At 43.2% G+C, this 25,256-nt stretch carries 22 protein-coding genes and 2 tRNA genes; 4 read left to right on the top strand and 20 right to left on the bottom strand.

Annotated elements, in window-relative coordinates; translation table 11 throughout:
* Positions 1-4: 4 nt before the first annotated feature.
* The 7 genes from MHH50_RS09765 to MHH50_RS09735 all read right to left on the bottom strand — a co-directional run bounded on the left by MHH50_RS09765 (position 5) and on the right by MHH50_RS09735 (position 10,844).
* Positions 5-2,086 carry a prolyl oligopeptidase family serine peptidase gene (locus MHH50_RS09765; RefSeq protein WP_340034244.1) on the bottom strand — a complete coding sequence of 694 codons (2,082 nt, stop codon included), beginning with the start codon at positions 2,084-2,086 and terminating at the stop codon, positions 5-7.
* 207 nt (positions 2,087-2,293) lie between these two features.
* Positions 2,294-3,835, bottom strand: a complete 1,542-nt coding sequence (locus MHH50_RS09760) for a glycoside hydrolase family 32 protein (protein ID WP_076191431.1) — start codon at positions 3,833-3,835, stop codon at positions 2,294-2,296.
* A gap of 103 nt (positions 3,836-3,938) precedes the next feature.
* Positions 3,939-5,423: a glycoside hydrolase family 68 protein gene (locus MHH50_RS09755; protein WP_076191429.1), complete on the bottom strand. Its 1,485-nt coding sequence runs from the start codon at positions 5,421-5,423 to the stop codon at positions 3,939-3,941.
* Positions 5,424-5,561: 138 nt separating this feature from the next.
* The gene (locus tag MHH50_RS09750; protein WP_076191200.1) at positions 5,562-6,839 is read right to left on the bottom strand and encodes an ABC transporter substrate-binding protein; all 1,278 of its coding nucleotides are present in this window, start codon (positions 6,837-6,839) and stop codon (positions 5,562-5,564) included.
* Between the two features lie 29 nt (positions 6,840-6,868).
* Complete coding sequence (locus MHH50_RS09745) at positions 6,869-8,065, bottom strand: helix-turn-helix domain-containing protein (RefSeq protein WP_076124939.1); 1,197 nt, start codon at positions 8,063-8,065, stop codon at positions 6,869-6,871.
* Between the two features lie 5 nt (positions 8,066-8,070).
* A complete protein-coding gene (locus MHH50_RS09740; RefSeq protein ID WP_076278586.1) occupies positions 8,071-9,852 on the bottom strand; it encodes a sensor histidine kinase in 1,782 nt (593 codons plus the stop codon).
* Between the two features lie 209 nt (positions 9,853-10,061).
* Complete coding sequence (locus MHH50_RS09735; protein WP_036679206.1) at positions 10,062-10,844, bottom strand: helix-turn-helix transcriptional regulator; 783 nt, start codon at positions 10,842-10,844, stop codon at positions 10,062-10,064.
* A 207-nt stretch (positions 10,845-11,051) separates the two neighbouring features.
* On the opposite strand from MHH50_RS09735, the gene MHH50_RS09730 reads away from it, so the two are divergent.
* On the top strand, positions 11,052-11,417 hold the full coding sequence (locus MHH50_RS09730) for a VOC family protein (RefSeq protein WP_081386206.1): 366 nt from the start codon (positions 11,052-11,054) through the stop codon (positions 11,415-11,417).
* A 101-nt stretch (positions 11,418-11,518) separates the two neighbouring features.
* Here the strand turns inward: MHH50_RS09730 and MHH50_RS09725 are convergent, their stop codons facing one another.
* Positions 11,519-12,724: an MFS transporter gene (locus tag MHH50_RS09725; RefSeq protein ID WP_340034243.1), complete on the bottom strand. Its 1,206-nt coding sequence runs from the start codon at positions 12,722-12,724 to the stop codon at positions 11,519-11,521.
* Positions 12,725-12,916: 192 nt separating this feature from the next.
* On the opposite strand from MHH50_RS09725, the gene MHH50_RS09720 reads away from it, so the two are divergent.
* Positions 12,917-13,489, top strand: coding sequence for a TetR/AcrR family transcriptional regulator (locus tag MHH50_RS09720; protein ID WP_076184291.1), 573 nt, complete (start codon positions 12,917-12,919; stop codon positions 13,487-13,489).
* 333 nt (positions 13,490-13,822) lie between these two features.
* Here MHH50_RS09720 and MHH50_RS09715 read toward each other — a convergent pair whose 3' ends face one another.
* Positions 13,823-14,701, bottom strand: a complete 879-nt coding sequence (locus MHH50_RS09715; RefSeq protein WP_340034242.1) for an SDR family NAD(P)-dependent oxidoreductase — start codon at positions 14,699-14,701, stop codon at positions 13,823-13,825.
* Between the two features lie 165 nt (positions 14,702-14,866).
* Here MHH50_RS09715 and MHH50_RS09710 point away from each other — a divergent pair, with 165 nt between their 5' ends.
* Positions 14,867-15,325 (top strand): MarR family transcriptional regulator, encoded by a 459-nt coding sequence (locus tag MHH50_RS09710; RefSeq protein ID WP_248549318.1) that lies wholly within the window; start codon positions 14,867-14,869, stop codon positions 15,323-15,325.
* Between the two features lie 354 nt (positions 15,326-15,679).
* On the opposite strand, the gene MHH50_RS09705 is transcribed toward MHH50_RS09710, so the two are convergent.
* The 3 genes from MHH50_RS09705 to nrdR all read right to left on the bottom strand — a co-directional run bounded on the left by MHH50_RS09705 (position 15,680) and on the right by nrdR (position 16,565).
* Positions 15,680-15,752: transfer RNA gene (locus MHH50_RS09705), tRNA-Lys, on the bottom strand.
* A 10-nt stretch (positions 15,753-15,762) separates the two neighbouring features.
* Positions 15,763-15,838, bottom strand: a tRNA-Ala gene (locus MHH50_RS09700).
* Between the two features lie 250 nt (positions 15,839-16,088).
* The gene (nrdR, locus tag MHH50_RS09695) at positions 16,089-16,565 is read right to left on the bottom strand and encodes a transcriptional regulator NrdR (RefSeq protein ID WP_036678976.1); all 477 of its coding nucleotides are present in this window, start codon (positions 16,563-16,565) and stop codon (positions 16,089-16,091) included.
* A gap of 164 nt (positions 16,566-16,729) precedes the next feature.
* On the opposite strand from nrdR, the gene MHH50_RS09690 reads away from it, so the two are divergent.
* Positions 16,730-16,948, top strand: coding sequence for an alpha/beta-type small acid-soluble spore protein (locus MHH50_RS09690; RefSeq protein ID WP_036678974.1), 219 nt, complete (start codon positions 16,730-16,732; stop codon positions 16,946-16,948).
* Positions 16,949-17,032: 84 nt separating this feature from the next.
* On the opposite strand, the gene MHH50_RS09685 is transcribed toward MHH50_RS09690, so the two are convergent.
* The 8 genes from MHH50_RS09685 to MHH50_RS09650 form a co-directional block, all read right to left on the bottom strand.
* Complete coding sequence (locus MHH50_RS09685) at positions 17,033-17,596, bottom strand: lytic transglycosylase domain-containing protein (RefSeq protein ID WP_076124928.1); 564 nt, start codon at positions 17,594-17,596, stop codon at positions 17,033-17,035.
* Positions 17,593-18,189 (bottom strand): dephospho-CoA kinase, encoded by a 597-nt coding sequence (gene coaE / locus MHH50_RS09680; protein ID WP_076220141.1) that lies wholly within the window; start codon positions 18,187-18,189, stop codon positions 17,593-17,595. The genes MHH50_RS09685 and coaE overlap by 4 nt, the downstream gene beginning before the upstream one ends.
* A gap of 9 nt (positions 18,190-18,198) precedes the next feature.
* Positions 18,199-18,945 (bottom strand): manganese efflux pump, encoded by a 747-nt coding sequence (locus MHH50_RS09675; RefSeq protein ID WP_312148638.1) that lies wholly within the window; start codon positions 18,943-18,945, stop codon positions 18,199-18,201.
* A 131-nt stretch (positions 18,946-19,076) separates the two neighbouring features.
* A complete protein-coding gene (gene mutM, locus MHH50_RS09670) occupies positions 19,077-19,913 on the bottom strand; it encodes a DNA-formamidopyrimidine glycosylase (protein WP_076124923.1) in 837 nt (278 codons plus the stop codon).
* A 52-nt stretch (positions 19,914-19,965) separates the two neighbouring features.
* Positions 19,966-22,635, bottom strand: coding sequence for a DNA polymerase I (polA, locus tag MHH50_RS09665; RefSeq protein WP_076124922.1), 2,670 nt, complete (start codon positions 22,633-22,635; stop codon positions 19,966-19,968).
* Positions 22,636-22,824: 189 nt separating this feature from the next.
* Positions 22,825-23,484: a phosphate signaling complex protein PhoU gene (gene phoU / locus MHH50_RS09660; RefSeq protein ID WP_036678957.1), complete on the bottom strand. Its 660-nt coding sequence runs from the start codon at positions 23,482-23,484 to the stop codon at positions 22,825-22,827.
* Positions 23,485-23,557: 73 nt separating this feature from the next.
* Positions 23,558-24,313: a phosphate ABC transporter ATP-binding protein PstB gene (pstB, locus tag MHH50_RS09655; RefSeq protein ID WP_036678954.1), complete on the bottom strand. Its 756-nt coding sequence runs from the start codon at positions 24,311-24,313 to the stop codon at positions 23,558-23,560.
* 198 nt (positions 24,314-24,511) lie between these two features.
* The gene (locus MHH50_RS09650; protein WP_036678951.1) at positions 24,512-25,240 is read right to left on the bottom strand and encodes a response regulator transcription factor; all 729 of its coding nucleotides are present in this window, start codon (positions 25,238-25,240) and stop codon (positions 24,512-24,514) included.
* Positions 25,241-25,256 lie beyond the last annotated feature (16 nt).

Raw genomic sequence — 25,256 nt, 5'->3', positions numbered from 1 at the left:
TATGTCAATGCACAAATAGATCACCAAAAGCATCAACATCCTTAGCCGAACCAATGCCGCTGTTATATTCCACCCAGCCCTTACGCCCCTCACCATCATTGTCATTGACCAATAACGAAAATTTCAGCTTCATTCCTGGCTTCACCTGTACATCGTCGGATTTTAGTTCACGCCAGGGAATGGCTAGTTCGTAGCTGGTTTTTGAATCTTTACGTTCCACGGCATACTGTAATTCTATAACATCACCCAAATTAAACCCCTTTGGTGCCAACCAGCACCATTTGAGTAATTCGCCCGTATCTCCGCGAGCCACACCGAGTTCATGGTACTCAGAAGGCACCGTTCCATCCCCGTTGGCAATGCCAATTCCAATCTGGATGCTGTCCCCACTCCAGATGGCATCTCCTGATGCTGACTGTGCATGATAATCATCGATAACTTCTACCCCAAGGTAAAGATTGTCGGCATCCCATGCTAAGGAACCCTTGGCGCTGAGATCCTGCTCTCCTTGCCAGCCCATGATTTTGACATCCTTCACATCAAAGGGAGCTTGATTCCCCCAGTCCGACAAGTTGCCATCGATTTGGACAGGCGGACTGAGTTTCGGCAACAGAAGCACGTTAAAAGAATCAACTGTCGATTGCAATAAGGTACCTATATCATTAAAAACTTTAAGCGACCGCTGGCCTCTTGCCAGCTCAGGAATCTCAAGACGAACGCTCTTACCCGGCTCCAGATTTTCCACAGTCAAAGCATAAGTACCTCGGGTAGATCGTCCCGTCTCATAATCAGCTTCCACTGAACCGCTGAAATTGCTTGTAGACTGATTAGTAACATCCATGTAGGTTTTTATCTCCTTAGTAGACTCCTCATAAAAAGTCTCGTAATACACTGCCAGCGGATCGATTACGTTGATATTCATAGTGAAGCTTGATGCCACTGTAGGATCTGCACCCCGAGAGACGAACAGCGAATCGTTTCCGCGCACCAAGCTTTCCGGAACCTGTATCCGCAGCGAACCTTCGTCTTCTCCACTAAGCAGCCATCCCTCTGGCAAATCGATATTAAGCGGCTCCTTCGATGCGCTGCGATAAGCTTCAGGCAGCTTAATATCAAAAGCAGAACCAGAAGCAACCGTGATCCCCGAATTTTCCGGAAGACTCGCAAGGTCCGAACTGTTCATGACATTCCACAGAAAATGTGCTGTTGTCTCCATAATTTCATCGATGTATTTTTCATTTTTATAATCATGTCCGACTCCCTCCATCGTGAGCAGATTATGGTAAATACCTTTCTCTTTCAATTGAGCGGCTAGCTCAACACTATGCTGGTACGGCACCATTTTATCTATCGTTCCATGAATAATTAGGACAGGCGGCAGCTTGCTGTCAGCACTTCTTGTCAGTTCACCACCATAAATATCTATAATGGAAAATACAGACTTAACCAGGGAGGGATCTTTTGCTAAGGATAGATTCACAAAGTTCATGGCCAGATGACCTCCTGCTGAATCTCCGCCAATAACTATACGTTCCTTGTTCAATCCATAAGTCTCCGCATGCTGATTAATCCATTTGATCACATCATTTATATCCTCATTCGCATCATTAAGTGTGCGAGTAAAATTGAAAAACGGATCTTTTTTTAGCCTATAATCAATAGTGAGAACAGCATACCCCCGTTTCGCCAGGCCTTCGGAAAAATCTGCTGCATCAGACTTATCCCCTCCGGTATAACCTCCGCCATGAATAAAAATAAATACTGGCCTCTGCTTGGTTTCATCTCCAATGGGCTGGTACAAATCGAGCTTCAGCGGTTCTTCAGCATCCGTCTCGTTTTTCTTACTTGCATACAAAATATCGTGTTTCACTGTAACTTTATATGCGGGATCCAAGTACTGCACCGGAGTTTCTCTGTTATTTACAGTAACGTTAGCCATTGTTGTGTTAGTATCAACAGTACTCGTAGGCAGCACTTCCTGCACTTGCTTCTCTGAGGCGCTGTTATTTTCCCGGTGATTCAGCAGCAACCATGAAACTAATACAATAAACAGAATAAGAACAACATAAATAGGCCTTCGCTTCATTAGGACAACCTCCCAGAATGATTTTGAAACCAAAAAAGTAACGTGATGCCAATAACATCATTCTAGAATTCAAGATAGCGTTTAACAATTATGTATTCCTTCGTGAATTAGGTTTAATATTACGAACTTATAATAAAAAAAGAGGACATCCATAGGTTGGAGTGCCCTCTTATTGCGCAAGAATTAGAAAAACTCTGTATATTCATTCTAATCTTTGCCAAAATGCTTAATTACAACATTATTAAAAATCGCGGTGCCACCTTCAGAAAACAAGGTAATGCCTTGATCCTTTATTTCCGGGAAGATTTCATTAGAAAATACAATTTCACCATCATCTATAAAAACTTCAATACTTGTTCTATCCACAAGGATCTTCAGATGCACTTTTTTCTTGTTCACATCAAAGGGGGCCTTGCTTTCAAGATATCTGTCACTCTCATCAGGTTGTCCAGTGAAGGCTCTATTAACATAAGAATATTGTCCTTCAACAAACACTCCTACGTCCACGTGGCGCGTCTTATCTGCGGATTCACGAAGTCTTAAGCCTACATTGGTACTCTCTGACCAAGATAGATCTGCATCGAGCTGGTAATTTTCGCCTGTGATATCAAGTGTTGACGAGCCGTTCACTTTTATTTGTTGCAAGGAATCCGTTGAAGTTACCATTTGATCTAATGCTTCGATGGGCTGTGATACTAACTGATACGACTGCTCTTCATCTCGTGTTAATTTTATTTGACGCACGATTGAATCCATTCCGTTAAAACCTTCGTTAAGATTGGGGGTAACATGAGGGTAATCCCAATTATTCATCCAGGCCAAAGCATATCGATGATTGTATTGATCCTTGTCCTTTCCTTCTTCAAAAGTTACAGCACCATACCAATCAAATCCATAATCTAGCCACTGTGGTTCATGATGATCCGCGATAAATTCATTCTCATTAAAATCTCCAGTCCAGTAGGCATACGTGTTAGGTTTACCTATCGACTTACCATTTGCACTGACCCCAAGAACCCATTTATAAGTGCCATCATTCGCCCGCATCATATAGAAGTCAGGACACTCTACAATTCCAATATTTTCTGTTTCGAAGCCACTTGTGTAGTGCCAATCCTTTAAATTGTCAGACTCGTAAAAGCCTACTTTCGTACCTTCGGCTAGCGTCATCACCCATTTATGAGAATGTTGATCCCATATTACCTTCGGGTCTCTGAAATCTTCTGTGCCCGGATTTGGCAAAATAGGATCATCACTATAAGATTTAAACGTCAGCCCACGATCCGTACTGAACCATAAATATTGTTCTTGCTTCCCCCCCTCTGCAGAGGGCTGTGTTAAAATCGCCACAATAGCCCCTTCGCCAAAACCTGCTGTATTGCTATCGTCAACAACAACAGATCCTGACCAGGGATCACCATTGGGTGTTGTATATTTTGGAATCGCAACGCCTTCATCTGTCCAGCTCACCAAATCCGTTGATGTGGCATGTCTCCATTCTGTACCATTTCCATCCGGGTAATCAGCATTATAGAGATAATAGTAATGATATTTACCATCAAAATAAATGGGTTTTTGCGGATCGTTTTTCCAATGCTCAGGTACAGTGAAATGATAGCTAGCCCGAGTGGTAGGTTTATGATCAGGAACGTCGGTCCCCGGCTTCTTCTTCTCTCCAGCGTCATAAGTTACTAATACTATCGTCACAATACAAATTAAACAAAGGATTAATATAGTGATTCCTATCATTTTTTTCTTATTCAAAATATACCTCGCTTTTTTCACATTGCTAATCTCAGCTTATAAAAAGAAAAGTAAACGCCAACTACATTGGCATTTACTTTGTAAATGATTAATACGGTTTGTTACCTTTAAGCGTCAATTGCCCTTGTTCCAAAATGCTGTTCGGTACAACTGAAGTCTTGGAGCCTTTAATATTCAGCACAAAGCTTGGGGCAAAAGTGGAATGATGATCCCCAAAGTAACCTCTATTCGTCATGTAACTTGTGATGACTACATTATTCCCTTTCGCTTGCGGAATCGCAAAGTGAGCATAAGTCCAGGTAATATCATAAGGATTAAGATCTTGATGGAGGACAAGTCCTGTACCATTTAATGGTTTATACGGTCCGGTTAAAGAATTAGATACGTACCCGAGCATATAGATGTCTTCATCATCAATGCCATCAATGAACATTTTAGAACCTCTTGAGCTTGTGAACAGATACCACTTGCCATTCAATTTAAATATGTTCGCACGTTCAATTTCATCTGTCACGGTATTGGAGGCAAGTAGCGGCTTCATTTCTTTTTTGAATGTATAATCATTATTTAATTCAATGATACCGAGCGCACCATTCGCGGTTTCCGCAGATGTTTTGTCAGCACTGCTTAGTAATTTCTTTTTCTCCGCTTGGAAGAAGGCATTGCTATTACCATAATAAGCTTTGTTAAAGAGAGATTCTTCACCCTGGTAACCCGTAGTTGTCCCTGTATTTGCTTCAAACACAAGATACTTGTGGCCTTTATCCTCCACATAGTGAGGATCTCTTAAGGTATGATTATCGTCGTAATCGCCTTTGCTAAAACCGGTGATATCAACACTTTGATAAATTTCACCTTGATTACCGTCATAGATGGATTTCATATCTTCTACGCCATCAATCTTAAGGGTATCCCCATCCGGGGCAGAGACATTAATTTGAGCTGTAGTTAAAGTTTGTTTCCCGTAAAATCCGCGATCTGGATCCCAAGGATGACGATTAGTGTAAAACAAGCGAACTTTGCCATCAGATGTCATGGTTGCTGAACCGGACCATTCTTCGGCTTGATTGTTTAAAACATAATCATCAGGAACAAGTTTGTCACTATCCTTAAACACTCTGCCGGCATTCTTCCAGCTGCTGATAGAGTTGTCTCCTTCTTTCTTATAGAACAAATAAATAAATGTGTCTGATCCATTATTAGGGTCGCCCGCCAGACCAAAAACAATTTGATACCCCTTATAACTGGCTACAGTTCCATCTGCATTTTGCAGCGGCCAAGTATCCCAAACATCCATTTCAATTTTGTTTCCATTCTCATCGAACTTAATGGCTGCAGGAATGTTCTCAATCGTTGAAGCATCAAATTTGGGGACTTGGAATTGTTTACTATTTTGTTGTTTGGGTAATTTCAACATGTCAGCGCGAGTGATATGAGAGAAACCATAGTCATTGTACTCCGGCTTGTTCGGCTTGTTATTTCCTTTCGCAAAGGTTTGAGTAGCTCCACCTAACATTAAAGCAGCTGTAAAGGTTAGGATTGTTGTTTGTTTAATCATTTTCTTGAAATTCATCATCTAACTCCTCTTATACTTTAAATTTGGGTTTCGATCTTCCTTTGTGCTGTTCCCCTTTTAAATTCTAATGAAGAGTAGACGTTATGAGTATGTCGTAAATTGATGCATTTACAGGGTTATATTGATTTGGTTTTATTACTTCACATGGGTATCCCACGATTTTTGAAGTTCTTGAAGCAATTGATCCCGATTAATTTGCTCTCCTACATAAGCTTGCATAAGATAGCCAAACTCCTCTCTTGCTCTGGGAGGGAATTTGAACCAATTCCAAGATAAAGTTTTCTGTTCATCGACGTATCGCATAAGATCTTTTACAAGCGCTCCCGAACGGTCCGTCTCTATATTTTTAAAAGCTGAAATAAAATGAAAGCGATCCTTCATGAACTTTTTCCCTGTTTCCGAGGAAACCATCCAGTTCAAAAACTTTTTGGCTTCCTTCTTCTTTTCTGGCGAAGATTCTTTATTAACAGCCCAATTATTAGATACCCCTACTGGCAACGCATTGTTTTCGGCACCATCATTAATAGGCATGGGTAAAAAACCGATATTCATATTCGGCGATATTTGATCAATTTTAGACTGAACCCAATTCCCTTGTTTTAGAATCGCCGTTCTCCCTGTTGCAAATAACTCAACTTCCGAATTATAATCTGTTGTCAAAAAATTTTCGTTACCATATTGTACGGTCAAATCCAGCATCCGAATGACATCTTTAACTTCCTTATTCGCTCGAAAAGATTGTGTTCCGTTGTTTAACCCTTGAATAAAAGCATCCGGGTCCTCCTGTTGTGCAATAGCAATATTCAACAGGAGTACAAAAAACCAATGATCGGAATACCCAACAGAAAAAGGAGTCACACCTATAGCCTTCAGCTTTTTCGCCGCCACTTTTAATTCCGTAAACGTTGTTGGGAGAGGAGTAATCCCAGCCTTTGCGAATAAATCCTTATTATAAATAAAACCGTAGCCTTCAAAATTGATTGGCATCCCGTATATTTTCCCGTCCATCTTCATCGGTTCTAGCGCCTCGTCATAAGCCTGTTCCACCCAAGGTTGATCTGATAAATCCTCAAGATATCTACTCCATGCCTTCGCTTCTTCATAACCGCCATTTGGAAAAATATCCGGACCAACATTGGCAGCAAACCTCGCCTTTAGCTCATCAAGGTAGTTAGCTCCCCCGCCAAAGGTTAGAATTTCTACGTTAATATTCGGGTTTTCCTTTTCATATTCCTTAACCATCTGCTCGAATTCTATAGAGATTTCCACTTTAGGATTCAGTACCTCCAAAGTGACTGCCTTATCCGCTACCTTCAAATCCGCTTCCTTCAGTGGACGTGTATGCGCACCACATGAAGAAAGCGTTAGCGTAATCAACCCCACGATAATCATTTGAACCCTTTTTATTTTCATAATTCCCCCAGATGCATTCAACAATGAACTTATGTATTGGCTATCCTGACTTCCGCGTCTATTTCTCTTGCTCCCTGTGAATTACGATATTCAGCAGGCGTCATACCGACGTTTTTTTTGAACAGCTTAGAGAAATAAATCTCATCTTGATACCCTAGCTTTAAGGCAATCGAGTACATCTTTTCATCCGATTCTAGTAACCACTGTTTCGCTTGATTTATTCGTAAATGAATGACGTAGTTAGTAAGAGTCATCCCTACTTCTTGCTTAAATCTCCGCGAGATATGTTCTCGGCTCAGAAAAAAACGGGTGGATAATTTGTCCAAACTTAGCTCTTCCATATAATGCTCATCAACAAATGCGACAATATCATTCATACGCCTAACATCATCTAAATCCGCCAAACGATGGATTGCTCTAAAATTTTGTTCAGCCATAGACCTTTGTACAGATTGAAAAGATAACGATATCTCTGCGAGCGATTGGATGGAGGGGCCACTAACCAAACGAACAGGTATATCAAAATGCTGGGTAATCCATTCCTCTATCGGGAAAAGCTGTCCATGAAGGGACAGAATCACACAGACATTAGGATCATTTTGAAGCGTAAATGCATTTCCCCACTCCCGTGTAGCCAGCTCTTCGGTCAAAAGCTGAATGTATGGCTCCGAATAATGAGATTGGTAAAAATACATCATGGTGAAGTCGTATACTTCTGCCTGTGGGAGAGCCGAGGCAATTTCGCCTGCATCAAAAGCTTCACCGTTACAAGCAGCAGTAATCTCCCTGTTTAAGCGAAACATTTTTACCTCTTCATAAAATCCGGACTCCATATTGCGACGTTCTCCCTCTTCTTGTTCCCAGGCTCTCAACGCCCCTTCTAAAGTTTCATTCAGCATTTTCTCTTCAATTGGCTTCATCAAATAATCAAAGCATCCCAGCTTAAACGCTTTACGCATGAAACAATAATCGTCAAACCCTGAAATCATAATCACTTTTCCCGGATAGTCTTTAGCAGCCAACCACTCGATTAACTCCATCCCGCTATTTTTGGGCATTTTGACATCTGTCATTATGATTTCTGGAGATTTCTGCTCAATCAACGCCTTAGCCTCGAGACCATTTCTGGCTTCCAGCACTTCGGTAATTCCGTATTGTTCCCACCGTCCCAAAAAACGGATGATTTTTCTAACATTAGACTCATCATCTACAATAAGAGCTTTCATAAACGTTACTTCTCCTTTAGGTAGAGTGGAATTACTAGCCGTACAGTGAACCCTTGTCCCTGCATCGAATCTAGTTTGATTCCCGCTGTCTGATCGAAATGAAGAACCAAGCGATCATGAATGTTTTTTAACCCGATATGTGCAAAAGAAGGATTGCCTTCGTTAACCGATGTGTAGAGATTATTTTTTAATGCCTCAAGTTCATCATCCGTCACGCTGTTTCCGTTATTTTCTACGACTAGATTCAAATATTCACCTTGTATTTCACCATAAATATGGATGTAAGCTTGTTCATAGCCCTCGTCATAACAGTGCTTAAAAAAGTTCTCAACGAGCGGCTGCAAGATCATACTAGGAACCGGAATATCAAGAATATCTTTAGGCACATCAATGGAATAGCTAAAATCAGTCTGAAAACGTTCCGCTTGAAGATTCAAATAAGCCTGTACATAATCCACTTCGCTTTGAACCGTCGCCTTCTGATCCACACGAATCGAGTACCGCATCATTTTGGATAAAGAGGTAATCAGTTGATATACTTTTGGAGATTCAGAGAGTAGGGCAACTGCAGCAATAGATTGTAAAGAATTAAATAAAAAGTGCGGATTGATCTGCGACTTTAGCGCCCTATGCTGATTTTTCCTGTTCTCTATCTCAAGCTTATACTCCCGGTCAATGTGACGGTTGATCCGATTCATCATCTCCTTGATGTGTCTTTCTAGAATACCGATTTCGTCCTCCCGCATATCGTCGAATGGGGCATTCATATTCCTCCCCTCGATACGCTGGACTTTTTGACTAAGCAGTTTTATCGGCCGTGTAAATCCATAAGAAATGATTGTTATCATTATCAAGCCCAGTCCACCTACAACCACACCTACGATGATGTTTGTATAGGCAGTTTTCCTTACATCTTCAAATAAAAAAGAGCTCGGGGTTACCTTAGCAAAATGCCACTCTTTTATCGGTTCCTGCAATGTTCTAGTAAACACAATATCTCCTTCTGGAGATTTAGTATCTGCCTGTATCGGACTTATTTTCCTTTGCAGTTCATCGGGAACGGTTTTGCCTATCCATGTTTCATCACTTGCGTAAATGACATGATTCTCCGCATCGGAAAGCCATACGCTCTCTTTATTTTTCTGTAGAAAATGATTAGCGATATGAGCAATCTTGTCCAAATCAATATCTATAGTGATGACGCCCAGAAATTCCTGTGTTAGGACATCCACAATTTTGTGATGAACCGTCAAGACCATCGTTTTATCCGAAGGAGGCATAATGGAGGTATCGTTATAGTTCTCAATCGGATGCGGAGCTTCAATAAGATCATTGCTATTAGAGCTCATCAGCTTCTGAATGGAAGCTTGCTGTAATAAATCCGGATTCCTTTTACGGGAACTTAACATGGCATTATAAACTGTAAATGAGCTTTTCCCTTCATTTATGAATAAACGGATCTGACGAATTTCACTCCTCATGAGATAGAAGTTAGTCATACCCTTATTAATTTCAAGCTGCTTGTAATAAAAATCTTCTTCTAACCCTTCTTCAAACACCCTGAATAAGTCTGGATTTCGGTATAAAATATATGGAAGATTAATGATTTCATCAAAATATTGCTCTAGATCGGCTGACGCCTGCTGAATTTGCTCTTGGCTGTTCTCAAGTTCATGTCGTTCCACATTCTCTTTCGTCTGCCGATAGATCAACAACACGGATAAAAAATACGGTAGAATTATAAACACAAGCAGCAAGAATAATAAGCGCTTATGAATGCTTTTCAAATAAATACTCCTCTGTAAAAATTTCGGTTTTCAGCAAAAAATCTAATATCAGGTTTTATATTTTCACAAATATCCAACACAAAATCAAAATACTTGTTGCTGAGCAACAAGTATTTTTGCCGGATCAATATATGACAAACGCCAATCGTTTATTACCCAAATTATATCCATATGAAACAACCGTAAAGAAATTTCCGCAAATTAATCAGCTATTTGAAGATTGAAATAATTCCCTGCACAATGGGCTTCCAAAGATGTGGATATTCTTGCTGAATTAACTTTCTTACCTCCTCCCCCTTGATATCGTTGAAATTATTATCTTGAGTAATAAAGGTATAAGCACCTTTTACGGTATCCCCTATAGCTATATGCCCGCTTGCATATCCACCCATTGCAATATGGGAAGCGATAGAGAGACCACCCAAGGAGAACATACCTACAGCTAAACCTCCAACAGCAAATATCCCCAATGCTATTCCACCAACGGCCATTGTACCCGCCGCAATGCCCCCAACGGCTAACAAAAGCCCTAGAGCCAGACCTGCAAAACTGATGAGTCCTAAAGCAAGCGCACCTAAACATAATCCGCCCAAAGCAACAATACCAATGGATACCGCACCAATCGCAACATTACCTATGGCAATAACCCCTTTGGCAACGTATAGCCCCCGCCCGATATGGATATGAACCAGAGGAATTCCAAAGCATGTTCTCTTACTTTTGTACTCATAATGAAACAAGGAATTCAGATCTACATATACGGGGCTTGCGACATGCTCTGCTTTGGTATCGCTTGAAGCATCCTTCACCAGATGATCCAAACTTACGTGAAATAATTCACTTAAACTAATCATCTTATCCATTTCGGGATAGGATTGACCTGATTCCCACTTAGACACGGCTTGCCGCGAAACACCAATCACCTCCGCTAAGTTCTCCTGGGACATTCCTCTCTGTTTCCTATAGCTTTGCAATTTATTTGCAAAGTCCATTCGCCATCACCTCATGCTCATCATATTATAACGTTCTGTAATTGACTACCTATCTCCCCTTACATACTGTCAACCACTGGTTGCACAGCTGATTTTGCGGGCTTTTATCCTCATTAAACGTTCTTGATTCCCATTCTCCCTGTTTCCGGGCAAGACGATAGCGTATAATATACGAAATAGAATATTCATCAGAGGAGACTATAAAACATGAAATTGAGTATGAATTGGATTACGCTTCGGGTCCGCGATCTGGAGGCTTCCCTTCATTTTTATAACCGGATACTGGGGCTACCCATTGAGCGTAGATTTGAGAGCAGTGGAAAACAGATCGTCATGTTAGGTCTGGAAGGGCAACCCAAGATCGAGCTTATTCAGGGAAGTGACCCGGCTTTGAAGCCGGAATGTGGCGTTTCTGTGGGTTTCGAAGTGGAGTCAATTGATGAAGCGATGGAGAGTTTAAAAAGCCAAGGTATCCCAGTAGCGCGCGGACCAATCGCACCCAATCCCCACCTGCGGTTCTTTTATATCCTGGACCCGGACGGGTTTGAGGTGCAGTTAGCGGAGCATAACTAACGTTTATCAAGCGTTATTACCTCAAAAAGAAATAGACCGCCCTAACCAAAGGTAGCGGTCTATTCTGCCGTAAACCCAACCCCCACACTTAAAGCAAGGCTTTATTCAACAGCTTTAGTTGATCTTTTTTCAGTGAAAAAGTAAACCAAAGCCAATAGCGGCAGGACCACTCCGATGAGTGAAGCGAAGGTCCATCCCCCATAGGCATAAGCCCAACCACCCAAAGATGATCCAACGGCTCCACCCACGAAGAAAATCGCCATAAAGATCCCATTAAGACGTCCCCTCGCTTCACTTCCCAATGAATAAATCACACGCTGTCCGAGTACAAGATTTCCCGATACGGCCATATCCAATGTAATCGCGGAAATAAAGAGCAGAATGAGAGCAAAAGTTGAGTGGCTATGGAAAAGATGAATTAGTAAAAAAGACAAGGTGGCAATGATCATGGCCAGTCCGGTTAACCATTTACTCCAACCTTTATCTGCCAGTCTTCCAGCAATCGGCGCGGCTACAGCCCCACCAACACCTACTAAAGCAAACCAAGCGATCCCTTGCTGCGACATTCCAAAATCATCCGCCAACCGCAACGGAACCACCGTCCAAAAGAGACTAAAAGCTCCAAATAAACAAGCTTGATATAAGGCACGTCGGCGCAATATAGGCGTTTGTTTTAAAAGGGTGCCTAAAGAGACAATTAATTTACCATAGCTTACCGAAGGTGCAGGTTTACGTTGAGGAAGAAATCGCGACAGAAGAATGGATAACAACGTGATAACGACCGCTGAAAAAATAAACACGGCTTGCCATCCCCAGATGCTGGTGATAAAGCTTGCCACGGGCCGGGCAAACATAATACCTAATAAGAGTCCACTCATAACATTACCAACCACACGGCCACGCTGCTCTTCAGACGCTAAATAGGTGGCATAAGGCACCAGGATTTGAGCTACCACAGAACCGGTTCCTATAAACAAAGATGCTGTCAGGAACAAAGGCGCATTAGCTGCGAAAGCTGCAACCAGCAATGCACCCACTGCAACCATTAACGTGATTATCGTGAGACGCCGATTCTCAACAATGTCACTCAGCGGCACGATAAATAACAAACCTACAACATAACCGATTTGAGTTAAAGTGACGATCAAGCCTGCGGCTGTAGAAGAAAGTCCTGTCGAGACACTGATAGGTCCGACAAGGGTTTGAGCATAATAAAGATTGGCCACGATAAGCCCGCATGCCGCTGCTAACATAAACATCATCCAACTTGAAATGTGGTTCTCTTTCGCCGCTTGTTCTTTTTGCATGTGAATCCTCCTCAGATGGTCATAATAATTTAAATACTATACGTTCAGTTCACTAATTCATGTTTAAATAATATACTGAACGTATCGTTTTGTAAATAGGCGATGGTCATTTATTTTTCCAGATTTTTTTAGTATACTGAACGTATAGTTTATATTTTGATTGGAGACAGATTAACGAAAGGGTGATTTCAGATGGAGAGTAAACGAGGACGTCCGCGTAATGTTGAGACGGAGAAGTCTATTCTTTCCGCTTCCTATGATTTGTTATTGGAAAATGGTTTTGGAGCAGTTACGGTGGAAAAAATAGCGGATCGTGCCAAGGTCAGCAAAGCTACGATATATAAATGGTGGCCTAACAAGGCTGCCGTGGTGATGGATGGATTCCTATCCTCCGCTGCGGACAGACTGCCCGTACCTGACACAGGTTCAGTATTCGATGATATTCTCATGCATGCAACGAACTTATCCCGGTTCCTGATTAGTCGAGAGGGTAAAATCATTACGGAGATCATTGGCGAAGGACAGATGGATTCAGGCTTGGCGGAAGCTTATCGGACCCGATATTTCCAGCCTCGCCGGCTTGAGGCACGGCTGCTTATGGAACGGGGTGTTCAGCGCGGGGAATTGAAGGATAATCTCGATATTGAAGTTGTTACCGATCTTATTTACGGGCCGATATTCTACCGCTTGCTGGTGACCGGCCAACCCATAGACGATGCTTATGTGCAGCAGTTGGTGAGGTACGCTTTTGAAGGAATACGGTAACTAACGGGAACGGTAAAATAGACCGCCCTCTCTCACAAGGGATCGGTCTATTTCTGATCGTAGTACTATAAAATGTCGGACTGGCGGAAGGTTGAGATACAACGGACCGAGGTGCTCTTATTTTCTCATTATGGGGCGTTTTCCCAAGCTATCGGACTCCTACGCACTTATTTAGTCTTTTCAAAACAAAATACTGCTACTGGAGAGGAAATAAGTGCGCTACGGTCCGATCACTCGACTAATTTCACTAAATAAAGAAAATAAGAGCTATACAGTCCGCAGGATCATGAATGGGTGATTCGAACGGACATGAGGTTAGTTTCACTAATTAAATCAGTTTCCAAAGAAACCTTTCTGCTGCAAAATGTCTCGTGTATCGTTCCATAATTTATTTTCCATTACCCTATCTCCTCCCGGTTGGACGGGTACAATGGGATTGCCTGTCCCAACGTTAAAATATCCCCCACTGCTCTCTTGATACTTAGGATCGCTCATTAAACGAATAATGATCTCCGCTCCTTTACGAGGATCGCCAATACGAAAGAAATTCAATAAGTGCTTAAGCATCGAAGAAAACCAAAGTTCACGCCCGAGACCTGTAACGTTAAAACCCGGATTCAATGCATGAACACTGATTCCCGTTCCCGCCCAGCGGCGTGCAAGCTCACTGGTAAACATAATGTTTAACAGTTTGGTTTTCCCATAAATCTCAGATGATCCCCTGTAAGTAAAGGAAGCTGTATTGAGCAAATCTCCTGGCAACTTTAGTACTCCATGCCGGCGTGAAGCTTCCGAAGCAACATTTATAATTTTTGCATTTCCTGCTGCGCTCAAAGAACGTTCTAAGGTTTGCGTCAATAACCATGGCGCAAAATAGTTCACAGCCATCATTTCTGAGAATCCATCGGCAGTTATCCGCTGTTCAAACCCATGAAGCCCTGCGTTATTTATTAACACGTCTATCTTCGGAAAAACACTAGATATTTCTTGTCCTAACCTAGTGACATCCCTCATTGAAGATAAATCTCCGTAGAAAAAACTAATTTCGGCTGCTGGTACGCTCTCCTTTATCATTTTTTCAGTTACTTCCGAACGGGTTTTACTCCTTGCAGTCAGAACAAGATGGGCACCCTGCTTTGCCATTTCAAGTGCAACGAGTTGTCCCAAACCGCTTGTAGCTCCAGTAATTACAATAATCGGCTTTGTCATCATCTACATTCTCCTTTATATCAGGAATTCATCAGGGGCAATTTCATTTTGACAGCGTATTGTCCAAATCATATAATTGATATATATCAACTATATGTTGATGATTGACATATGTCAACTAAATAGATGTATGACAACTTTAAAATACAAGGGTAGGTGGTTAAAACAATGAATACTGAACGTAAAGACACGTTGAGAGGACAATTAGAACTGAAGCTAGGTGGACAAATTAGTGCTCTCATTAGCGCTTCGCATGCCCTAAATGTCAGAACTGCTGCCGCTTTCGATTCATCTATACAGCCTGCTGCTTTCCATATAGTCCGTTGGCTGTACTCTTATGGACCAACAAGCGCCTCTATGTTGGCAGAATCAACGGCTATGGATCGTAGTTCAGTCAGCCGTCTCATCAAGCAACTCGAAAATTTGGGTTATGTTAGAAGAGAAGACTCTCCTAATGATCGTCGAGCCATCCTTCTTACACTCACTGAACTTGGACGACAAAAAACCTTTGATGCGCTGCAGGATAAGGAATTCATATTTTATGAGCGCATAGCTCAATGGGATAATCAACAGCTTGAAACCTTTATTCAAATGCTTCAGGAGTTTAATGGATTTAATGATAATTAATAAATGGGAACAAAAAAAGAAACAGCATCTTGCTGTTTCTTTAGATATGGATTGTCTGTAATTGGAGCCAGCAATTGTCACTGATGTTCATGTTCGGCATGTTCATTATTGCATTGCTCAACTACCTCAAAAAGAAATAGACCGCCCTCTCGTAAAGGAATGCGGTCTATTTCCTGACTAAACTTCCGAAGCCGCCGCCCTTAAAAGCGGCTATTGCACTGGGAGTCGTGTTTCCGCACGACTCTCTTTGCATTGTACGTTTTATCTACCCAAACTATACCACGATCAAAACCAAATAAAAAGTCACTCTTCCCCAAACAACAAAAAAACGGCATTTCTGCCGTTTCTTTAGGATGGACTCTCAGGGGCTCGAACCCTGGACAAATAGATTAAGAGTCTACTGCTCTACCAACTGAGCTAAGAGTCCATATGATGTTTGGTGGAGCCAAGGGGGATCGAACCCCTGACCTCATCGCTGCCAGCGATGCGCTCTCCCAGCTGAGCTATGGCCCCAAACTGAAATTTCAGATGTATGTAATCATACATTTTTTAATTTTAGTTTGGTCGTAATTGAGTTGTTCCGATAAACTCAAGCGTCGTAGGCGACTTCTATATAATATAAAAAATCGCCCTCTATGTCAACACTTTTTTTAAAATTCATTTTTCCACTCAAATTGCCCGCTCAAAACTCAGAGGAAAAAAACCAGTACAAGCACTCCTAACAGACCCTAGGATTGGCTGTACGCCCTAACTGGACAAAACCCTATAATCCCTCTAATTCTCCCGTACTCTTGGATAGCAGCCCCTTGAGTTCCTTCATGAACATATTAATATCCTTGAACTGGCGATATACGGACGCAAAACGAACGTAAGCCACTTCATCTACTGGGTAGAGCTGCTCCATCACGAATTCACCAATCTGTTGGCTTTCCACTTCCGCAACGGCGATGCCGCGCAGAGATTTCTCAACCTCGGACACGATCTTTTCTAGACGTTCCACAGAAACCGGCCGTTTCTCACAAGCACGGATGAGACCACGGAGTATTTTATCACGACTGAATTCCTCACGGCTGCCGTCTTTTTTAATTACAATGAGTGGCGTTTCTTCAATCATTTCAAAAGTAGTGAAACGTTTGCTGCAACGCTCACATTCACGCCTACGACGGATTGACTTATTTTCATTCGCTGGTCGCGAGTCCAGCACTTTAGTATTTGTGTGATCGCAGTAAGGGCATTTCATAAGCTTCATCACTTCCTATTACATAATGGTATGGGTCCCGGCACGTTATAAATCCGGCTTTTGAACGGCTTTTTTATTATTTCCAGAAATCACCGTTTTTTTCTTGTAATGATAATGGCAAGTCCGGCACATAATACAGTTACCAACAGAGGAGGTGAACAGCAATGAGCCAAAGCAACAACTCCAATAACCTTGTAGCTCCAAATTCCCGCGGTGCCTTGGAACAACTTAAATACGAAGTTGCCCAAGAACTAGGAATCACGCTTTCCCCAGATGGTTACCAAGGCAATAAAACTTCTTATGAAAATGGTTCGATCGGTGGTTACATCACTAAACGTCTTGTAACCCTGGCAGAACAACAACTGGCAGGTCAATACAAATAACCTGACCAACATAAGCTTTTTGAAGAAGTATTAAACGACCTACAGGTCGTTTAATACTTCTTTTTATACATAACACGGTAGAAATTAAAATTCTTTGTAAATGTCCGTGTACTGATCATAGTAATAATTAACGCGCTGTACATAATGCCTGGTTTCACCAATGGGAATATCTTTAATGGTTGCATCTGTCCCATCCCAGACCCCTTCGTCCAACCAGCGTTGAACTTTTCCGGGCCCAGCATTATAGGCTGCGATAATTGCTGTACGTTTACCTTCGAACTGACGGGATAAAGTTGAAAGATACCATGTACCCAGTTCAATATTAGCCGAAGGCTCATGCTTGAGTTCTTCCATAGATACGTTTGGAAGCTTGGCCTTTTCCAGCGCCCACTTCGCGGTATCCGGCATAAGCTGCATCAGCCCTAGTGCGCCTTTTTTGGATTCTCGTCCAGTTTTAAAGTTCGTTTCTACACGAATAATCGCGGTTACAAGAAACGGGTCTATCTCATAAGTGATGCTGTGCTTGCGAATCTCATCTTTAAAATGGATGGGATAAAACCACGACATCCAGTTAGTACTCAGAAACAATATTGCCGTAAAACCCACAAATAGCAGAAGCAGTACTCTTTTTTTACGTAGCCATTTCATGATAAACCCAGCCTGTCCCAAAAAACAGCAACCTGTTGCTCAGTGTACGCAAGATCGCCACTGTTGTCGATGATGTAGTCCGCTTTATTACGTTTCTGTTCAATATCCATCTGTGCATTCAATCGCGCTTCTGCTTCTTCTAAAGAGAGCCTATTACGTTCCATTAATCGAGCAATTTGCATTTCACGGGGAACGTACACTACTACAATCTCATGGAACAGGGTCTCAAGCCCTGATTCAAAAAGAAGCGGAATATCCACAATAATAAGCCGCTTCGGCTCTTCCTGCTCCATGCTGTACATACGGTCTTTGATTTCCTGCCGGATGGCAGGATGCGTCAAATTGTTCAAGGTTTGCAGGGCCACAGGATCTTGAAAGACGATTTCACCTAATTTGGCCCTATTCAGTGTTCCATCCGGAAAAAGGATCTCTTTTCCGAATTGCTTAGCAGCAGCAGCCAACACTTCATGCCCGGGAAGCATAACTTCTCTGGCGATCACATCGGCATCAACCAGCCTCGCTCCCTTGTTCACAAGCAGTGCAGACACTGTGCTTTTTCCGGATGCGATTCCTCCGGTTAAGCCTATAATCATGTACTCACCTCATAATAGCTTCAGTATTCCCATTGCAATTAATAATAACGCTGGTAATGCGGCAGCATGCTTCATCCAGTAGTTCCCGGCAAATCTAAGTCCAGTCTTCATACCCAGCAATAGAAATGTACCACTAAACAAAGCTATTGTAAGTGATGTCCATATCGGATTGAAGCCAAGCAGCGCTGCGCCAAGTCCAGCCCCAAAAGCATCCAGAGAGAGCGCAATCCCAAGTATCATCGCTTCCATCGAAGAGATGCTTCCTGAGGCATCCATATCCGCAGAAGACGGGGTACGCAAGATCTGTACTACGATCCCCAAACGGCGAAGCTCAAGTGAAAAAACAGCTGATTTCAACGGTTCATCATTCATAACAGGTTCTGTACCCGCTTCAGAATCAGCAGCTACCTCTGCCCAAGCCTGCTCGGAAAATGAGACCTTATCTACCGTTTCAGCTTTACGTCCGCCATCTGCATCTTTCTCTTTCTGCATCAGCATCTGAACAAGCGACCAGCATCCCATTAGCACAAGTATAACCGCACCAACTATAGAAGCTGCATTCGGAGACACTACCTTGGCAAGCAAAACCCCAACCTGCATCGATACACAGATAACTACCCCCGAACAGAGCGAGATAATCAGAACGGAGAGCAGTGGTATTTTCATTTTACGCAGCCCATATGTAATTCCTACACCAAAACCATCCAAACTCAAGGCAAACGCTAGCAATAGCAGTGAAAATAATGGGCTGAGCACCCGCAATCCCTCCTGTGAAGAACCGGAAAACTGAAATTTTATCGTTTCAGCTTCCGTTCTCTATTAAGCATTCTTCACACAGTATATGGGCGGGACAAGTAGTGGGTGCCAACCTTATTATTTCAGCAAATTCAGTGAACAGTCGGACGCTGGCAATTTGGACAATAATGCGTGCCACGACCGCCTACAACCGTCTTCTCAATCATCGTTCCGCAGTTACTACACGGCTGATCTTTACGACCGTAAATCAATAGCTGCTGCTGATACGTACCGCTCTCACCTTGGCCATTAACATATGACTTAACAGATGAACCTCCGGCGTTAACCGCTTCGGCCAGCGTGCTTACAATAGCATGATGCAGCTTGTCCAATTGATTGTCCGTGAGCGCTTTGGCGCTGTCTTCAGGATGGATACCCGCACGGTGCAACGACTCATCTACATAAATATTGCCGATGCCGACGATATATTCCTGATTAAGCAGCAGCGATTTAATTTTGGTGCTTTTACCGGACACGATCTGCTTAAACCTCTCCGGTGTAAAAGAAGGCTCCAGCGGCTCCTGCCCCAGCTTATTTAAAGGCGGCAGCTGAAGATCTTCTCCCATCTGAAAAAGATGCATTGTCCCGAATTGGCGAACATCCGTGTAACGCAGCTCAGTTCCATCCGTAAAATGAAAAATCACATGTGTATGCTTGTCCAGTGGGTCATCATTTGAAAAAAGTCCGTAACGGCCTTCCATCCGTAAATGTGACACAAGCACCAGACCATCCAGCACAATACGCAAAAACTTTCCTCTTCGTTCAACTTTTACAATGCTATGACCTGCCAGCAGGTGGGCAAAAGCCTGAATATCATCCGGACGCTGAATAATCCGCGCCAACCGGACGGTTACATTCTCTATCTGCTTTCCATTAACTAACTCATTAAGTGTTCTCTTGACTGTCTCTACTTCCGGTAATTCCGGCATGATGTCTTCACCTCAACTACATTATAGCTGATATGCACACCTTAAAGGGAGTCTATTTCGCCTCGTACCAGTTACTTCCAAAGCTGACCTCTGCCTTAAGCGGCACAGATAACTTCAGGGCTCCACCCATTACTTCCGGCAAAAGCGTCTTCATAAGCTCCATTTCATCCTCTGGCACCTCGAATACAAGCTCATCGTGTACTTGAAGCAGCATACGGCTCTTAAGCCCACGATCAAATAATGCCTTGTCCATATGCACCATCGCCAGCTTGATTATATCCGCTGCTGTTCCCTGTATAGGTGTATTCATTGCTGTCCGCTCCGCAAAAGAGCGCAGATTAAAGTTCTTCGCATTAATCTCCGGCAGATAACGGCGACGTTCGAGCAATGTGGTCACATAACCATACTTTCGTGCCTCCACTACAATATCGTCCATATAGCGGCGCACACCCTGATAAACCTCAAAATACTGTTCAATAAATTGCGCGGCTTCCTTACGCGGAATATTCAGATTCTGCGAGAGACCGTAATCACTGATCCCGTAGACGATCCCAAAGTTAACGGCTTTTGCGGCACGGCGCATATTGCTGTCCACCTGTTCCGCGGTCACACCGAACACATCCATCGCTGTCTTCGTGTGAATATCCATATCATGCAGAAAGGCTTCCTTCATCCGCTCATCACCTGAAATATGCGCCAGCACTCGCAGTTCGATCTGCGAATAGTCGGCTGCCAGGATGGACCAGCCCGGTTCGGACGGAACGAATACCTTGCGGATTTTGCGTCCTTCCTCTAGACGAATCGGGATATTTTGCAAGTTCGGGAATTGGCTGCTGAGCCGTCCTGTAGCGGCAATTGTCTGCCGATAGAATGTATGCACCTTCCCTGTGTTCGGGGAAATTTCTTTAAGCAGCCCCTCTACGTAGGTAGATTGCAGCTTTGCAATTGTGCGATATTGCAGAATCAAACGCACCACATCGTGGTATGGCGCCAGTTTCTCAAGCACTTCGGCATCCGTGGAATAACCCGTTTTCGTCTTCTTGACGACAGGCAGACCTAGCTTTACAAACAAGATTTCACCCAGCTGCTTTGGTGAGTTCAAATTAAACTCAGTGCCACAAATCTCGTATATTTCACTGACCAATTTAGAAATTTGCGCCTCGAATTCTTTTCCAAGCTCTTTAAGATCACCAGCATTGACTGCAATCCCCTGTTTCTCCATATCCGCCAAAATCCGTGACAAAGGCATTTCCAGATCCTCGAATAGCCCTGTCATTGCGGTCTCCACCAGCTCCTGCTGTTGCTTCTGTGCGATTCCAAGAACCGTTGCACTCTTTCGTGCAACGTGATTTCCTAAAACTTCAAGCTCAGGGATTTTGTATTTGGCACCTTTACCAAATACCTCTTCATCAGGAGAGAGCCGCGGCAAGCCATATTTAGCAGTGAGATCATTTAGATTCTGATTAGCCTCCGTAGGATCAAGCAAATAAGCCGCCAGCTGCACATCATGGGCTGCACCTGCAAAAGCAATTCCCTGCCAGTGTAGAGCCAAATCAGCGCGGTGAAGATCATATCCACTTTTCGGAGCCTTTTCATCTCCTAGCCAATCACGCAGCTTCGCAGCGGCCGGTTTATGCAGTAATTCAAACGGCACATAGTAATGCCGCTCCAGAGAGGACAATCCTATTCCGATTACCTCGGCACGATGCGGATTATCTCCATACGATTCCACATGCAGCGCCGAAATATCAGCCAGGGCTTCACTGAGCCCCTTAAGTTCTTCTTCACTTACGATCGTAATATCAAGTGCCGCAGCTTCTACTTCAGCAGTACTCCCCTCACCCTCGGCAACAGGAGCGTAGGCACTAAGTGACAAACGTTCCAACAATGATTTAAATTCCAGCTTGGCAAGCGCTGGTCCAGCTGTATCTGCTGAAATTCCATTGAAGACCATGTCTTCCCACGAATGCTCAAGCGGTACTTCGCGATAGATGGTCGCTAATTTTTTACTCATCACCGCATCTTCCGCATGGGTTTCCAGTTTCTCTTTCATTTTACCCTTTAGCTCACCGGTTCCAGCTAAGACACCTTCCACTGATCCAAATTGATGCAGCAGCTTCAAAGCTGTCTTCTCACCTACGCCGGGTACTCCCGGGATGTTATCACTTGCATCGCCCATCAGCCCTTTAAGATCAATGATCTGCTCAGGGGTTAGGTCATATTTCTCCCGGATTTGTTCCGGCCCATAAAGCTCAACTTCGGTGACCCCTTTGCGGATTAAGGCAACGGTCGTATGTTCAGAAGCCAGCTGCAACATATCCTTGTCTCCCGACACGATCATAACCTGCCGTCCCGCTTCATCCGCCTGGCGTGAAATGGTGCCAATAATATCATCAGCCTCATAATTGCCAATTTCAAACTGCGGTACACCTAAATTAGTCAGCAATTCCTTCAACAAAGGGAACTGCTCGGAGAGTTCCGGCGGTGTTTTTTGCCGGCCGCCCTTATAATCTTGATAACCTTCATGCCGAAAAGTAACTTTCCCTGCATCGAAAGCGACAATCATATGTGTCGGTTTATGTTCTTCGATTAAACGAAGCAGCATCGTTGTAAATCCGTACACCGCATTTGTCTGTTGCCCTGCTGTATTCGTCAGCGGGGGCATCGCAAAAAAAGCACGGTAAATAATATTGTTTCCATCTATAAGTATCAACTTGTCCATAGTGCACCTCGCCTTTTTCATGCTTACTCCTTACATCTTACCATATGCCCTGTACAAGTAGAAACGGCTTTACCAACCTAAACAGTGGGATAAGCTGATATGTTAAGGATATACAACAAGTAGCCGCCCTTTTAAAAGGGCGGCTACTTAGTTTAACTAAAGATATAACAAAAGCTGTGTAAGTGCAAATTACTGATTCAAGTCCGGACGGCTGCCTGTGACCAGATAAACAACACTCTCACCAATGTTAGTCGCATGATCGGCAATCCGTTCAATATAACGGCCTACCAGCGTTAATAACATAGCTTGGGATACAGAATCCGGTTTTGCCACCATATAACTATATAGCTCATTGATCATCGAACCATATAATTGATCGACCTGATCATCATCTTGTGCCATTCTATAAGCCAGATCCGTGTTCTCATCCAGATAAGACTGGATAGCCTCATCAATCATGGTCGTCACAATTTCCGCCATACGTGGAATGTCTACAAGCGGCTTGATCAGCTGCTGTCCATGGATGCGCATAGTTGCTTTCGCAACATCAATAGCCAAGTCACCCATACGTTCCAAATCGCTAGATATTTTGAAAGCAACGATAATGCGGCGCAAATCTTTTGCTACAGGCTGCTGTGTAATAATTAGCCGTGAGCCAATTTCCATGATTTTATCTTCCATGGCATTCAGCTGCAAATCTGCTTTAATGATTTCCTGAGCGCGCACAGTATCAAGATTCTGTAAAGCAACAATTGCTCCACCAAGAGCATCTATTACATGTTCACCCATCTGCTGCAGCAGACTGCGCAGCTCTTCCAAATCTTTATCAAATTCTTTTCTGCGAATCATAGTAAGAGCGATCCTCCTCATTAATGTATGGTCAGCTTGCCATTTCCAAGGACGAGCGCCCTTGTAGCCCGTATCAGCCGAAACGTCCAGAAATATAATCTTCGGTGCGGGAATCCTTAGGAGTAGAGAACAACACCTCTGTATCCGCCGCCTCTACAATTACACCATTCAAGAAAAACACGGTTCGACCAGATACACGTGCCGCCTGATGCATGTTATGAGTAACCATAACGATTGTATACTTACTTCTTAATTCCTGTACAAGCTCCTCTATCTTGAGCGTAGACACAGGATCAAGTGCAGACGTTGCCTCATCCATGAGCAGAATATCCGGCTGTACTGCCAAAGCTCGGGCGATACACAGCCGTTGCTGCTGTCCGCCGGACAAGCTAAGGGCAGATTTTTTCAGAAAATCTTTAACTTCCTCCCACAGCGCGGAATGACGCAGACTTTGCTCTACAATCTCATCCAGTTCGCTCTTTGAACGAATGCCGTGCAGGCGAGGACCATAAGCTACATTGTCGTAAATCGACTTCGGAAAAGGATTGGGCTGTTGGAATACCATGCCCACCTGCTTACGCAGGCTTTCTACCTCTACCTCGTCACTATAAATATTTTTGCCGCCGATGTTTACAGTTCCTTCAATACGTGTACCAGGAATCATATCATTCATACGATTCAGCGTGCGCAACAGAGTGGATTTTCCGCAACCGGAAGGTCCAATAAAAGCAGTAACCTGTTTCTCCGGAATTTGCAGATTCACATTCTTCAGTGCGTGAAATGACTCATAGTAGAGATCAAGTTTCTCTATGTCAATGATGGATTTCATTAGTATTTACGTCTCCTTCTCATCATCTTCGTTCTCCATAATAAGCTTTTAATGTAAATACAGTTGGAGAGAAATGTTAACGCAATGTAAAATTGGTGAAGATGAATTAGTCCACGTGATAGTATTCCCTACAATTCGGCGTGTAATCTCACCTGAATCTTGTTTATGAACGGGATAAAGAAGAAAACTCCAGCCATGCTAAATGACCGGAGCTCTCTTTTTGTTAACAACTAATTTATAACCTACACCTCGAATGGAATCGATATGGACGGATTCTGGATCTAGCTCAAGCTTTTTACGAAGTGAACTTACGTGCACATCAACTGTGCGCTGTCCACCAATATAATCAAAGCCCCATACAGCGTTCATAAGATCATCTCTTGTCAGCACTACCCCTGGTTTACGAGCCAAATATAACAATACCTCGAACTCTTTAGGTCGCAGGTTAATGCTATGTCCACCTAGGGAAACTTCATACCGCTCAGGATAGATTTCTAGTTGTCCCAGAATGATCGTAGAAGCAGATATAGGTGTCTCTTGTGGAGCCTCCTCAGCAAGACCGGAAATCCGCCGCAATACAGCGCTCACTCTTGCAAGCAATTCGGATACCCCAAAAGGTTTGGTTATATAATCATCAGCACCGGATTTCAGCCCTCTAACCACGTCTTCTTCAGCATTTTTAGCAGTTAATACGATAATAGGTGTGCGGATACCTTGTCCACGCAATTTATCAAGGATGTCAATGCCATTCATTCCTGGCAGCATCAGATCCAATACGATCAAGTCAAAAGGTTCCCTCGTCGCACGATCATATCCTGCCGTTCCATGATCCTCTACCGTCACCTCGTAACCTTCCTGCGTTAAGTTATAGGACAGCAGCCGGGCTAGTGTCGGTTCGTCTTCAATGACAAGCAATCGTTGAGCCATAGGTTCCCCCGTCTTC

The sequence above is a fragment of the Paenibacillus sp. FSL H3-0302 genome, assembly GCF_037982245.1.
Lineage (GTDB): Bacteria > Bacillota > Bacilli > Paenibacillales > Paenibacillaceae > Paenibacillus_AQ > Paenibacillus_AQ odorifer.
The sequence above is the reverse complement of the archived record's forward strand: the minus strand, read 5'-3'. Positions and strand labels throughout refer to the sequence as shown.

Bases quoted from the DNA above. Each gene is read 5' to 3' on its own strand.
- MHH50_RS09715 (WP_340034242.1), bottom strand. From the start codon at position 14,701: ATGATGACAAAGCCGATTATTGTAATTACTGGAGCTACAAGCGGTTTG.
- MHH50_RS09710 (WP_248549318.1), top strand. From the start codon at position 14,867: ATGAATACTGAACGTAAAGACACGTTGAGAGGACAATTAGAACTGAAG.
- MHH50_RS09735 (WP_036679206.1), bottom strand. From the start codon at position 10,844: ATGGACTTTGCAAATAAATTGCAAAGCTATAGGAAACAGAGAGGAATG.
- nrdR (WP_036678976.1), bottom strand. From the start codon at position 16,565: ATGAAATGCCCTTACTGCGATCACACAAATACTAAAGTGCTGGACTCG.
- MHH50_RS09755 (WP_076191429.1), bottom strand. From the start codon at position 5,423: ATGAATTTCAAGAAAATGATTAAACAAACAACAATCCTAACCTTTACA.
- MHH50_RS09650 (WP_036678951.1), bottom strand. From the start codon at position 25,240: ATGGCTCAACGATTGCTTGTCATTGAAGACGAACCGACACTAGCCCGG.
- MHH50_RS09690 (WP_036678974.1), top strand. From the start codon at position 16,730: ATGAGCCAAAGCAACAACTCCAATAACCTTGTAGCTCCAAATTCCCGC.
- mutM (WP_076124923.1), bottom strand. From the start codon at position 19,913: ATGCCGGAATTACCGGAAGTAGAGACAGTCAAGAGAACACTTAATGAG.
- phoU (WP_036678957.1), bottom strand. From the start codon at position 23,484: ATGATTCGCAGAAAAGAATTTGATAAAGATTTGGAAGAGCTGCGCAGT.
- MHH50_RS09750 (WP_076191200.1), bottom strand. From the start codon at position 6,839: ATGAAAATAAAAAGGGTTCAAATGATTATCGTGGGGTTGATTACGCTA.
- MHH50_RS09725 (WP_340034243.1), bottom strand. From the start codon at position 12,724: ATGCAAAAAGAACAAGCGGCGAAAGAGAACCACATTTCAAGTTGGATG.
- MHH50_RS09730 (WP_081386206.1), top strand. From the start codon at position 11,052: ATGAAATTGAGTATGAATTGGATTACGCTTCGGGTCCGCGATCTGGAG.
- MHH50_RS09720 (WP_076184291.1), top strand. From the start codon at position 12,917: ATGGAGAGTAAACGAGGACGTCCGCGTAATGTTGAGACGGAGAAGTCT.
- pstB (WP_036678954.1), bottom strand. From the start codon at position 24,313: ATGAAATCCATCATTGACATAGAGAAACTTGATCTCTACTATGAGTCA.
- MHH50_RS09760 (WP_076191431.1), bottom strand. From the start codon at position 3,835: ATGATAGGAATCACTATATTAATCCTTTGTTTAATTTGTATTGTGACG.
- MHH50_RS09745 (WP_076124939.1), bottom strand. From the start codon at position 8,065: ATGAAAGCTCTTATTGTAGATGATGAGTCTAATGTTAGAAAAATCATC.
- MHH50_RS09685 (WP_076124928.1), bottom strand. From the start codon at position 17,596: ATGAAATGGCTACGTAAAAAAAGAGTACTGCTTCTGCTATTTGTGGGT.
- polA (WP_076124922.1), bottom strand. From the start codon at position 22,635: ATGGACAAGTTGATACTTATAGATGGAAACAATATTATTTACCGTGCT.
- MHH50_RS09765 (WP_340034244.1), bottom strand. From the start codon at position 2,086: ATGAAGCGAAGGCCTATTTATGTTGTTCTTATTCTGTTTATTGTATTA.
- coaE (WP_076220141.1), bottom strand. From the start codon at position 18,189: ATGATTATAGGCTTAACCGGAGGAATCGCATCCGGAAAAAGCACAGTG.